Source organism: Streptomyces marokkonensis (assembly GCF_008312835.1).
GTDB classification, from domain to species: Bacteria; Actinomycetota; Actinomycetes; order Streptomycetales; family Streptomycetaceae; genus Streptomyces; species Streptomyces marokkonensis_A.
The window spans coordinates 563914-575673 of the sequence record NZ_VSKS01000001.1 but is presented as its reverse complement, the minus strand read 5'-3'; the positions used below and the strand labels follow the sequence as shown (position 1 = coordinate 575673).

General features: G+C 73.1%; 11 protein-coding genes. 2 read left to right on the top strand and 9 right to left on the bottom strand.

Annotated elements, in window-relative coordinates:
- Window positions 1-310 precede the first annotated feature (310 nt).
- Complete coding sequence (locus tag F1615_RS02550; protein WP_149547173.1) at window positions 311-514, bottom strand: cold-shock protein; 204 nt, start codon at window positions 512-514, stop codon at window positions 311-313.
- A 584-nt stretch (window positions 515-1098) separates the two neighbouring features.
- Between F1615_RS02550 and F1615_RS02545 the strand changes: the two genes are divergently transcribed.
- Together F1615_RS02545 and F1615_RS02540 are read left to right on the top strand one after the other, a co-directional pair.
- Window positions 1099-1473: a hypothetical protein gene (locus F1615_RS02545; RefSeq protein ID WP_149547172.1), complete on the top strand. Its 375-nt coding sequence runs from the start codon at window positions 1099-1101 to the stop codon at window positions 1471-1473.
- Between the two features lie 204 nt (window positions 1474-1677).
- Window positions 1678-2043, top strand: coding sequence for an ArsR/SmtB family transcription factor (locus F1615_RS02540; protein ID WP_149547171.1), 366 nt, complete (start codon window positions 1678-1680; stop codon window positions 2041-2043).
- A 55-nt stretch (window positions 2044-2098) separates the two neighbouring features.
- Here the strand turns inward: F1615_RS02540 and F1615_RS02535 are convergent, their stop codons facing one another.
- The 8 genes from F1615_RS02535 to F1615_RS02500 form a co-directional block, all read right to left on the bottom strand.
- Window positions 2099-3010 (bottom strand): endo alpha-1,4 polygalactosaminidase, encoded by a 912-nt coding sequence (locus F1615_RS02535; RefSeq protein ID WP_244328612.1) that lies wholly within the window; start codon window positions 3008-3010, stop codon window positions 2099-2101.
- Window positions 3007-3681, bottom strand: coding sequence for a spherulation-specific family 4 protein (locus tag F1615_RS02530; RefSeq protein ID WP_149547170.1), 675 nt, complete (start codon window positions 3679-3681; stop codon window positions 3007-3009). The genes F1615_RS02535 and F1615_RS02530 overlap by 4 nt, the downstream gene beginning before the upstream one ends.
- The gene (locus F1615_RS02525; RefSeq protein WP_149547169.1) at window positions 3678-4601 is read right to left on the bottom strand and encodes an NAD-dependent epimerase/dehydratase family protein; all 924 of its coding nucleotides are present in this window, start codon (window positions 4599-4601) and stop codon (window positions 3678-3680) included. The genes F1615_RS02530 and F1615_RS02525 overlap by 4 nt, the downstream gene beginning before the upstream one ends.
- A gap of 7 nt (window positions 4602-4608) precedes the next feature.
- A complete protein-coding gene (locus tag F1615_RS02520) occupies window positions 4609-5322 on the bottom strand; it encodes a sugar phosphate nucleotidyltransferase (RefSeq protein ID WP_149547168.1) in 714 nt (237 codons plus the stop codon).
- A 52-nt stretch (window positions 5323-5374) separates the two neighbouring features.
- Complete coding sequence (locus tag F1615_RS02515; protein WP_149547167.1) at window positions 5375-6376, bottom strand: GDP-mannose 4,6-dehydratase; 1002 nt, start codon at window positions 6374-6376, stop codon at window positions 5375-5377.
- Window positions 6377-6505: 129 nt separating this feature from the next.
- The gene (locus F1615_RS02510; protein ID WP_149547166.1) at window positions 6506-7918 is read right to left on the bottom strand and encodes a hypothetical protein; all 1413 of its coding nucleotides are present in this window, start codon (window positions 7916-7918) and stop codon (window positions 6506-6508) included.
- Window positions 7915-9501: a GT4 family glycosyltransferase PelF gene (gene pelF / locus F1615_RS02505; protein WP_149547165.1), complete on the bottom strand. Its 1587-nt coding sequence runs from the start codon at window positions 9499-9501 to the stop codon at window positions 7915-7917. Before pelF ends, F1615_RS02510 begins: the two co-directional genes overlap by 4 nt.
- An 83-nt stretch (window positions 9502-9584) precedes the next feature.
- Window positions 9585-11711, bottom strand: coding sequence for a hypothetical protein (locus F1615_RS02500; protein ID WP_149547164.1), 2127 nt, complete (start codon window positions 11709-11711; stop codon window positions 9585-9587).
- Between the last annotated feature and the right edge of the window lie 49 nt (window positions 11712-11760).

The window sequence follows — 11760 nt, the reverse complement described above, 5'->3', positions numbered from 1 at the left end:
GAATTCCCGCTGCGATGAACGGCATGGAGAATTACAAGTATGGACCGGTGGCAAAAGAAAGCAGATCTGGCCGGCGGAAAAATCCGTGGGCACAGGTGCTGAAATGAGCGACCCGATGGGGACCTTGCGATCCGGGCGCCGGATGCGGTGCGGCGCTTCAGGATGCGTCTGCGTCCTGAGGGAGGAACCGCTGGGTGGTACTGCGGATTCCTCCGGGTCGTCCCGCGGGTGAAGCCGCTGCGGGATACGCGTGCAGCTGGGGCCCGCACCCCGAGGGATGCGGGCCCCAGCTACGGATTACGCGTGAGCGTCAGGCCGGAACGATGTTCTCGGCCGTCGGGCCCTTCTGGCCCTGCGCGATGTCGAAGGTCACCTTCTGACCCTCGAGCAGCTCACGGAAGCCCTGCGCGGAAATGTTCGAGTAGTGGGCGAACACGTCGGCGCCGCCACCGTCCTGCTCGATGAAGCCGAAGCCCTTTTCCGCGTTGAACCACTTCACGGTACCAGCAGCCATGTCATATCTCCTTCGGGGCAGTGCGTCGGCGTCCGCACCACGCGGACGCCGTGTCGCCGCGATGATTACCCCGCCCGGAAATGACCGGAAATACAAAAGTGCTCCCGCCCGCAGAAGCGGGCGGAGGCACTTGAAGTTTTGGGAACCACAACTGCAACTGAGATGAACAGTAGCACGCCGGAACGGCCCGTGCACGTTGGATAATTCCACTCCGCTCTTCACGGCAAAAACTCCCGCTGCGCGGCCCTTCAAAAACTGATGCCTCGGGAACAGATATTGATTCCGCTGCCGCCAGGAAACACGGCTGCGGGACTGCGGGGACGACCAGGCAGCGGCTGCTGTGGAGATGGCTGCGGCCGACGCGGGGCCGGTCCTCGTCCCGCCGCTCAGACCGAAGCGTTCCGAACGCGTGACAGTCAAACGGCAGTTCCCTGACGCAAGTATTCGATCATCGGCTGTCATCCCTGGAAACCAGCGCCCCCGGGCCGGTGCCGTCCGCCTACGGTTCCACCGCGGCCAGGGCGAGGACCGGCGTCCCGTCGAGGCCGACGCAACCCACGAAACGACTGTAGAGGGAGACGCCCATGGCGACCGTGGAAGTGTCACTGAAGGACATCATGACCGAAGCGGAGGGGGCCCTCGGAGCGGCCGTCGTCGACTACTCCAGCGGTATGGCCCTGGGCACGCTGGGCGGGGGCAAGGACCTCGACCTCAACGTGGCGGCCGCCGGCAACACGGATGTCATCCGGGCCAAGGTGCGCACCATGGAACTGCTGGGCCTGAAGGGTCAGATCGAGGACATCCTGATCACGCTCGCCACCCAGTACCACCTCATCCGGCCGGTCACCGGCCGGAGCGGCAACGGCCTGTTCCTGTACCTGGTGCTCGACAAGACCCGGTCGAACCTGGCGATGGCCCGCCACCAGCTCAAGCGGATCGAAGAGCAATTGGAAGTGTGAACGCCCCGGGAACCGGGCCGACGCGCGCCCATGATGTGAAGACTTCTTCAAGTCACCACATCAACATGGTCCCAAGCCATGGGTGCGCGCCGCGCCGAGCCAGAAGGATCGGTGGCGACGAACGGCGGATCGTGCGGCGGCGCGCCCTCGGGAGCGCCGCCGCGCCCCGCACAACATCCCCGATGCGGCAGGGAGCACGCACCCATGCAAGTCCCCCTCTATCAGGCCAAGGCAGAGTTCTTCCGCATGCTGGGACACCCTGTGCGCATCAGGGTCCTGGAGCTGCTGCAGCACGGGCCCGTGCCGGTACGGGACCTGCTCGCCGACATCGACATCGAGCCGTCCAGCCTCTCGCAGCAGCTGGCCGTGCTCCGCAGGGCCGGGATCGTCGTCTCGGTCCGCGAGGGCTCCACCGTCCGGTACGCCCTCGCCGGCGGCGACGTCGCCGAGCTGCTGCGCGCGGCCCGGCGGATCCTGACCGAACTGCTCGCCGGGCAGAGCGAACTCCTCGCCGAACTGCGGCAGTCCGACGCGTCCATGGCGTCGGTCACGAGGAGCGGGCCGGGCTGAGGGATCCGTTGCGGTCGCTCCCGTGTCCGCCTCGAACGGCAGGGGCCCGGCGGGGTCAGCACGGGTCCCGCCACACCCCCAGCTCCGGCCTCTTCCGCATGGACGACAGCCCCAGCTCGCGGGAGAGGCCGCAGAACGCGCCGGTCGGCTCGGAGTACTCCACGTGGAAGACCGCCTTGCCCGCCTCCACGAACGGGGCGAGCTCGGCGCACTCGCCGTACTGCGCGCACTCCTCGTTGACGGCGAAGTCGAAGTGGTCCACGAGCTGGGGGATCTGGGGCAGGTCGTTCTTGAGGCCCACCGACAGACCTCGGTCGTGCGCGATGTCCGCGATCATCCGGTTGTAGCGGAGCTGGTCGCCCGCGGTGAGCGGGAACCCCGTGTCGTTGCCGTAGCCCTCCACCAGGTCGGGTTCCACCGCGTCGAATCCCTTGTCCCGGCACATGTCGAAACGGCGCTCCATGATCGGCCGCAGCGCGGAGACCCGGCGGATGTCCAGCCAGCGCTCGCCCCGCCAGCCGTTGGGCCGGCCGAGCACGGAGCGCGGGAACGCGTCCCGGTCGGGCCGGAAGTCCTCCCACGCGCCGACGTTGACATAGCAGATCACCTTGCGGCCCTCGCGGTGGAGGCGGGCCACGTCCTGCGCCGTGTTCTCGAAACCGTCGATGTCGTAGACGGGCACGTCGGCCGACGGGTCGGCCCGGCCGTCGAGCTGCCACTGCCAGGCGAGCCCGGGGCGCGGGCGCCATCGTGTACCGGCGGGGGTGTGCGGGGGGCGGGGCGGGGACGGTGAGGCACGGGGGCCCGGCGGCGGGGCGGCCGACGCCGTGCGGGCCGGGCCCGGGCCGCGGTCGGCGCTCCCGGCACGGTCCGGTCCGGAGCACCCGGACAGGGCCGCGACGGCCAGCACGGCCCACACGGCCCACACGGCCGGAAGAAGCGCGTACTGCGGGAGCGTCCTGCTCATGCTCGTCCCTCGGGGGCGGTCTCGGTCAGGGCCGGGGTCAACGCGGCCCAGGGATTGGGCAGTTCACCCGTCACGGGGCCGCACACCCCCGCGCCGCGGTCCCGCGCGGTGCGCACCGCCAGCGGTACGAGGGCCTCGGGCACGCCGTAGACGAGATGGCAGAGCCGTTCGGGCGGGTGCCGTTCCGCCCGGGCGGAACGGCTGAACGCGGAGACGTAGGTGGACCAGTGGCCCTCGAACGTCACGGTCAGGTCGGCGATGCGGACGTAGCCGGGCGCAGGCTCCACGCCCGGGTTGAGCACGACGGTCCGCGTGCCCGTCCGGCGCAGGGCGCGGACCAGTCTCCGGCAGCCGGGCAGGCCGTCGGGTCCCGCCGTCATCCGGTCCAGGAAGCAGCCGTCGGCCGCGTACCACTCCCGGTGCCGGCGCGCGTCGGCGACGACCTCGGCCGGGGGGCGGGCCCCGTAGGCGGTGTCGACGTACCCGAGCAGCCGGGCGCCGGCCGCCCGCAGCGCCTCCGCCGCCGCCACGAAGGCGCGGTCCGGTCCGGCCCCCGGGCCGTCGGCGGGGTTGAGCACGACGGCGTGGGTCCGGGCGGCGGCCATGACGAGCCGGTGCCAGGCACCCGGGTCCTCGGCCGGGTGGACGTACAGGGGAATCAGCAGACTCACGGAGCGCGGCCGCCTTCCGGGCCGGCGGTGTCCCCGCCGCCGTCCTCCCACAGCGCGGCCAGCGACTGCTCGAGGGAGTACGCCGGACGCCAGCCCAGCGCCCCGGCCGCCGCCGTGGTGTCGGAGCACTGCCACGACACCGCGGCCGAACGGGCCGAACCGCCGGTGTCCTCCTCGATCCGTCCGCCGAAGCCGGCCCGGCGGGCCAGCCGGTGTACCAGGTCGCGCACCTGGACCGCCTCACCTCCGCCGATGTTCAGGACGGGCGGCAGGGGCCCGGCGGTCGTGACGGCGAGCACCACCGCGCGAGCGACATCACGTACGTCGACGAAGTCGCGGTAGGCGGACAGGTCCCCGAGGCGCAGCACCGCCTCCGGACCCGGGCCGGCGTCGCGCAGCAGGGCGGCGACCCTGCCGGGCAGCCCGGTGGGCGGGGCGCCCGGCCCCACCGGATTGCCCACTCGCAGCACCACCGCGTCCAGGCCGGAGGCGGACACCGCCGCCGTGCCCGCGAGTTTGGTCGCGCCGTACGGTCCGAGCGGCCGGGTGGCCGCCGATTCCGCCGCCCGGGTGCCCGGCTCCCCGGGGCCGTACTCGGCGGCCGAGCCCAGGTGCACCAGGCGCGCCCGGGGCGCGGCCTGCCGCAGCGCGGCGCACAGGGCGGCGGGGCCCCGGGCGTTGACCTCGGCCAGGGTGACCGCGTCGCCGCCGGTCGCGCCCGCGCAGTTGACGACCGCGTCGGGTGCCGCCTCCGCCAGGGTCTTGGCCAGCCGGTCCGGCGGGTCGCAGGCCAGGTCGACGCGCGGGCCGCCGCCGGCCGCCCGGCCCGCGGCGGCCACCTGTGCGTCCGGCAGGTCACGCAGGTGGGCGACGACATGACGGCCCAGGTAGCCGGTACGGCCCAGGACGAGAACGCGCATGTGGGGCTCAGGCCCCCTTGAGCAGCAGGGACCTGCGGCTGGTGAACTCCGCGTTCGCCCGGTCGTAGTCGTCCGGGCGCCCGATGTCCAGCCAGTATCCGTCGAACTCGTAGGCGTGCGGCGGACGTCCGGTGGCGAGGAGATCCAGGACGAGTTCGTCGAAGCCCAGCGGCAGGCCGGGCGTGTAGCCCTCGAGAGTGGAACGGGACAGACCGTAGACGCCCATGGAGACGCGGTAGTCCATGCTCGGCTTCTCGGTGAAGGCGACCACTTCCCCCTTCCGCGTGGTGAGCACGCCGAAGTCGATGTGCACCTTCCGGTGGTAGGTCGCGATGGTCAGCGGGGCACCGGACCGGCTGTGCCGGTTCAGGACGTCGGCGTAGTCCAGGTCGGTCAGGACGTCGCCGTTCATCACCAGGAAGTTCTCGGGCAGTCGCTCGCGCAGCGTGAGCAGGGGACCCATCGTGCCCAGCGGGCTCTCCTCCGTGGCGTAGTCGATGTCCATGCCCCACTGGGAGCCGTCGCCGACGTAGGCCCGGATGATCTCACCGAGGTGGCCGATGGCGATGGTGCAGTGGGTGAAGCCGGCCGCGGCGAGCTGGCGCAGCACGATCTCCAGGATGGCGTGCTGGTCGCCGATGGGGACGAGGGGCTTGGGGAGCGCCGTGGTGTAGGGCCGCAACCGGACGCCCTTGCCTCCTGCCAGTATCACTGCGTGCATGGGCCTTCTCCTTCACATGCTTCGTGTTCCCCGGGGACGTGCCGGACGACGGTCAGATGTTGTAGATGCCGGTCTTGTAGCGGGCCAGGTTGGCCGGGTCGCGGAAGAACGTCACGGTCCGGGCGAGTCCTTCCTCCAGCGTGTGGGCGGGCTGCCAGCCGGTGGCGTCGGCGAGCCGGGAGGCGTCGGCGACCAGCCGCATCACTTCGGAGCCGGCGGGTCGCAGACGCGCGGTGTCCTCGCGTACGTCGAGGGCGGTGTCCATCACCTTGCCGATCAGCGCGACGAGGTCGCCGACCGAGATCTCTCCCCCGGTGCCGGCGTTGAAGGTGCGGCCCACGACCCGGTCGGCGGGCGCGGTGCCGACGGCGAGGAAGGCCCGCGCCGTGTCCCCGACGTAGGTGAAGTCCCGGGTGGGTCGCAGGTCACCGAGGGTGATGGTGCGTTCCCCCGCCGCGACCTGCCCGATGACGGTCGGGATCACCGCGCGCATCGACTGCCGCGGCCCGAAGGTGTTGAACGGCCGCAGCGTCACGACCGGGGTGTCGAAGCTGGCGTGGTAGCTGTCGGCCAGCCGGTCCCCGCCCGCCTTCGAAGCGGCGTACGGGGACTGGGTGTTGATGGGGTGGTCCTCGGTGATCGGCACGGTGCGGGCGGTGCCGTAGGTTTCGCTGGTCGAGGTGTGCACCAGCCGGGGCGTGCCCAGCTGACGTGCGGCCTCCAGCACGTTGAGGGTGCCGGTCACATTGGTGTCCACGTAGCTGTGCGGTGCCCGGTAGGAGTACGGGATCGCGATGAGCGCGGCCAGGTGGTAGGCGCAGTCGGCACCGTCGAGCAGACCGCGCACGGAGCCGGGGTCCCGGACGTCGCCGAGGACGATCTCCACCTGGTCCAGGACGTCCGGCGACAGGGTCTCCAGCCATCCGTAGGAGGAGAAGGAGTTGTACTGGGCCATGGCCCGGACACGGTGCCCGGAGGCGACGAGGGCCTCGGTGAGGTGGGAGCCGATGAATCCTTCGGCCCCGGTGACGGCGGCGAGCGGTGCGGAGGTCAACTCGGTTGTCCTTCCGGTGAGTCGGGCGGCGGTTGCCGTGCGTCGGTGCGGTGGTACCGCGGTGCTGCTCGGTGCGGCGGTTCGAAGTCGTGCTGGTCGTGCCGTGTGCTGCGGCGGTGCGTGGGCCGGTCAGGCGTGTGCGGACGGCCGGCCGAGCAGCCGCAGTGCGCACGCCGACAGACACAGGGCCGCCGCGCCGCAGCACACGGGGAGGACGGCCTGCCCGGGTGGCAGGCGCAGCAGGGTGACCACCGCGGCGCAGCCCGCGGCGGCCAGGCAGATCAGGGCGGAGGGCCAGGCCACGCCGTACGCCTGGAGCAGCAGCGCCGTCCAGAGCGCCGCGGCGAGGAGCAGCAGGGCGGCCGGGTCGGACCCGGTGAGGAGCGCGGCGGGCGTGAGCGGCAGGAGGTAGACGGCCAGACAGAGAGCGAGAAGTCCGGCCGAGCGCAGGAGGAAGGCGGCGGGCGTCGCGGTCGTCCGCAGCGCCGCGACCGACCAGCCCCGGTAGCGGTACAGCAGCCACTCGGCCGGTCCCATGCTCACCGTCAGGGCGATCACGGCGTACGGGTGCCGCAGCCCTTCCAGCAGCACCAGCACCGCCGCCGCCAGGCCGAACAGCCCGTAGGGCAAGGAGGCCGACAGCCGTGGCCGGCGCGCACCGGTGGCGGGCGGCGCGCCCAGCACCTCCCGCAGCGCCCAGCCGGTGACGGCGAGCGTGGCCGCCAGCGCGAGCAGGGGCAGAGCCGCGCGCGGCACGGGGCCGGGCTCGGCCCACGGCAGCACCGCGGCACCGGCGACGAGCGGGGTGAGGGCGGCGAGCAGCAGCCGCTCCCGGGCCAGCACGAGGAGCACCCCTGCGGCGGCGAGGTACACGGACTGCCCGGCGGCGATCGGGACGGCTGCCCCGCCTCCGCTCACCGCGGCGGCGGTCGTGGTGGCCAGGGCCGCGCCGAGGACCCCTCCGCCGAGCAGGGTGCGGCCCGCCTCCCGGCGTCCGGTCGCCAGGCGCAGGTGGGCGCGGTGCCCCAGCGCCTGGCCCCAGGCCCACGAGACGACAGCGGCCGCGACGAGGGCGGGGGCGTGCCGCGCGGCCTGCCACAGCGGTGCGGCGAGCAGGTGGGCGAGACCCGGCAGGGCGAACAGCGCCCCGCGCAGGAGGCAGCGCACGGTGTCGGGACGCCAGGGGTCGGGCGTGGGCGGGGGCTCGGGGTGGACGCGGGGGACGCGCTCGTAGAGGGCGGAGGCGAGGGAGAACAGGTCCGGATGGCCGTACCGGTGCCGGACGACGTCCGCGGAGAGTCCTTCCGACTCCAGCAGCGCGGCCACCTCGTAGGGGTGGACAGCGGGGCCGACGCGGTCGGCCATGGCGGCGGCCAGCCGGTCCACCTCCGCCTGGTCGGGCTCGGGCCCCGGCAGCCGTACGACGAGGGTGGGGTCGTCCGCGGGGCGGTGCGGCGGCAGTCGTGCGGCGCTCGCGGCCAGCCGGAGCGCGAGGGTGTCCTGTTCGGCCCCGCCCGGTTCCAGGGCCATGGGTCCGCTCACAGGGCCACGCTCCTCGTCGCCGTGGGTGCCGGAAGACGCGTGGACCCGTCCTCGGGCGGCACGGCCGCGGCGGCGGCCCCGCCTCGTGGTCGCGCGTGGGCACCGGCGTCGGGCCGTGCCGTGGTCACGGCCGGCTGCCGCCGGGTGCCGGACAGTTCCAGGTAGATGGCACGGAAGGTGTCGACGGTGCGCCGCAGGGTGAACTGTTCGATCACCCGGAGCCGGGCCGCCTCTCCCATGGCCCCGCGCCGTGCGGGGTCACCGAGCAGTTGCAGCGCGGCGGCGGCCATGGCGGCCGGGTCCCGCGGCGGCACGACCAGGCCGGTGTCCCCGACGGCCTCGCGCACTCCGCCGACGTCGGTGGACACCGTGGCCCGGCCGCAGGACATGGCCTCGATCAGGGTGAAGGGGAAGCCCTCGCTGATGCTGGACAGCATCACGACGCTGCCGGCGGCGTAGGCGTCCTTGATGTCGTCGACGCGGCCCTCGAAGGTCACGGCGTCCCCGTGGCCGAGGCCGGCGGCCAGTTCCTCGCAGCGCTCCCGGTAGGCCTCGCCGCCGCGCGGCGTCCCGCCGAAGAGACGCAGCCGTACGTCGGGACGCTCCGCCCTGACCAGGGCGACGGCCCGGATGAGGGTTTCCAGGTCCTTGATCGGGTCGACGCGGCCGGCCCAGCTCAGGGTCGGCCGCTCCGGCTCGGGCCCTGCGGGCGGGAAGGCCTGCGGGTCCACGCCGTTGTAGACGGTGCGGATGGACCCCGGGTCGGCGCCTCCCTGCTCCTCCCACAACCGGTTGTAACGGTTGCCGGGCGTGATCAGGGCGGCCCTGCGGTAGCTCTCCTCGGCCAGCAGCCGGAAGAAGCCCAGGACGACCGCCTTGACCGGCCAGCGGTAGGGGGCGGTGCGGTAACCGAGGTAGCGCTCACGGAGGTAGACGCCGTGCTCGGTGAGCAGCAGGGGGACGCCGTGCCGTTCCAGGGCGGCCAGCCCGGGCAGCGCGGCGACGCCTCCGCTGACCGCGTGGGCGACCCCGTCCTCGGGGAGCGGGGCGGCCAGTGGGCGCAGGGCGTGCTCGAGCAGCCCGGTGGCGGTCACCGCGTCGTGCAGGGTGGGCCGGGCTTCGCGGACCGCCAGGCCCCGGCGGTTCCACACGGCGGTCAGTACGGCGATCGCGCGGTCGCCGCGCAGGAACGGGCTCAGTACGCCGTCGGCGGCGGCCCGCGCCATCGTGTACAGGGCCGGGGCGAAGCCGCTCTCCGCGCACGGGTCGAGCAGTGCCGTCAGGAACTGCTCGTAGGCGCCGGAGAGCCGGTCGCGCCGGCGCCCCCGGGGTGGGCGGCCCTCCGGCGGGGCTCCCCACATCGGGACGGACGTGACCCCCGTGACCTGGGCCGGCAGTTCCCAGGCGAGCGGCTCGCGGCCGGTGCCGGTGACGGCGAGCACGTCGAAGTCGATGTCGGGCATGCCGCGGACCAGTTGGTCGCACCAGACGCTCACACCGCCGTGGCTGTGTGGGTAGGTGCCTTCGGTGAGCAGGGTGACGCGCGCCGTGCGGAGGCGCCGCGCGCCGTGGTGAACGTGCATGGGGTGCTCCACGGCCGGAGTGGGGGGGAGGATCGTGCCGGTCCCGGCCGGAAGCCGACGGCCGGGACGGGGCGGTGCTCGGCTCAGCGGGCGGGTGGGACGTGGTCGCGCACGCCGGAGGGCACCCGGGTGACGGGCGCCGGCGGCGTGGCCGGGAGCGGTCCGTCGCCGGCGGTGCCGGGACCGGCCGCGCGGGACTGCGGCAGTGTGAAGGTCAGCGCCTGGCCCGCCGAGGGTGTCCAGCCGGACGCGCGGCCCGCGTACGCCTCGCCGAACGCCTCGCCCGCGAGGGTGGTGCCGGTGGGCACGGTGACGGTGACGGCCGTGGCGTCCGGCGCCTCGACGACGACCGTGCCGCCGATGCGGTGGGCGGTGACCCGGCCGTCCTCCAGGGCGGCGGTCCAGGCCGCACGGCGCTGGAGCTCGCGTCCGATGTCCTTCATCCGCGGATTGACCACGGGTGTGTTGTCGGCGAACAGGTCCTCGTAGCCGTCGAGGACGCCGTCCAGGACGGGGTAGGCGATGCGGTCCTCGGCGAGGTTGGACTGGTGGATGAAGTGCGGCCTGGGATCGTTGGCGAGGACGTGCCCGAGCGCGATCCGGGTCTCCACGGGGACGATGTGCGCGGTGTATCCGGTCGCGGTGTCCAGCGGAGCCGGCAGGCAGGTCGTGGTGGCCGGGTTGTCCTCGCAGATGCCACTGCCGCCCTGGGCGCGGCTGGTGTAGATCCAGTTGTACTCGTCGACCTGCTCGGCGGCGCGCCCGGCGTTGTAGAAGATGTTCATGGGATAGCGGGAGACGGTGGTGGCCGGACCGACCCGGCGCTGCGCCGGGTCGCGGGAGTTGTCCGAGGCGAGCCAGGCGATGTCGTTGTCGGCGAGCGCGGGCGCCAGGTTCGGGTTGTCGACGGGCTGCTGCGGCAGCACCTTGAGCCCCGAGTGTTCGCCGGTGACCAGCTCGTCGTCGTGCAGGGGCAGTCCGGCGGTCCGCCCCCACACCCGGTTGGTGGCGATCTCGTCGGAGATGGCGGTGCGGGAGACCCACGTGGTGCTGCCGTCGGAGCCGGTGGCGCACCGCCAGGGAACCACCGTGGTGTCCTGTTCGCAGCCGAGGAAGGCGTGCGTGTAGGTGTGGTTGATCCAGCGGAAGCGGGCGCGTTCGGTGATCAGCCGGTCCGCCAGGGCGTCGGCGCCGCCGTTGTCCTCGCGCTGGTCGACGCTGCCGGCCCCGTTGTAGGCGAGGTCGAGGGTGAAGTCCTGTTCGTTCTGCCACGTGGTGGCGTGGTCGACGTCGGCGGGCGTCATGCGGATCGGGTCGGGTGTGCCCTCGCCGTCGGGACAGTCGACGTCGCCCGGCGTGCAGTTCAGCTCCGTGTCCCAGCGGTCGTCGGCGGCGAAGACGTCGTCGACGTGCACGGCGAAGTAGTTGCGGGAGGCGCCCAGATGCGTGCCGCCGGTCATCCAGTCCACGATGCCGCGGGCCAGCAGCCTGAACTGCTGCTGGTACCGGTTGTACACGAAGGTGACGACGAGTTCGCGTCGCCCGTCGTGCCGGTACTCCCCCACCAGCGAGCCCCGGGCGGTTCTCCCCGGGATCGTGGCCTCGACGTACGGGGTGAAGTCCGCGCCGGCCACGGGCGTCGAGAGGTAGGCGTAACTCTCGCCCACGTCCGCCGAGTTGTCCTCGAAGGGCACCGTGCCGTCCAAATAGCCGAAGGGGCCGGACCGGCCGGCGGCGGTCACCTCGGCCCGCGCCCCGTCGATGCTGCCGGCGTAGCCGCCGTACACCGGGTACCGCAGGCCGGCCTCCGGACGCGCGTAGGTGTAGGCGTCGACCTGCGGGATGTCGTAGGTCTGCTCGTAGGAGGCGAGGGCCGCCATCTCGGGTGAGCCGGCCGGGAACGGGTTGTCGTTCGGCAGGACCACCGCCTGGTACCTGGCGCGTGGTCGGCCGTCCACCGTGTCGGCGAGGAACGCGGCGTCGACGGTGGGGCGGTCGGACCGGGTCAGGTCGACCTCCGTGTACGGCGTGCCCGCGGTTCGAAGTTCGGCCGCGATGGCGTCGACGGCCGGGCCGCCGTCGCTCACCACCAGGACGCGCAGATCGACGCGGGGCACGAGGTCGTCGGCGTGGGCGGCCGTGCTCGGCAGGCCGAGGGCGGCGATGAGCGCGCCCGCCGTGAGCGCGGCGGTGCGTGTGATCCGCTTCATGCGGTGAAGTCCCCTCCCGCGGACAGGGGTGGACACCGCCCCGATGGAG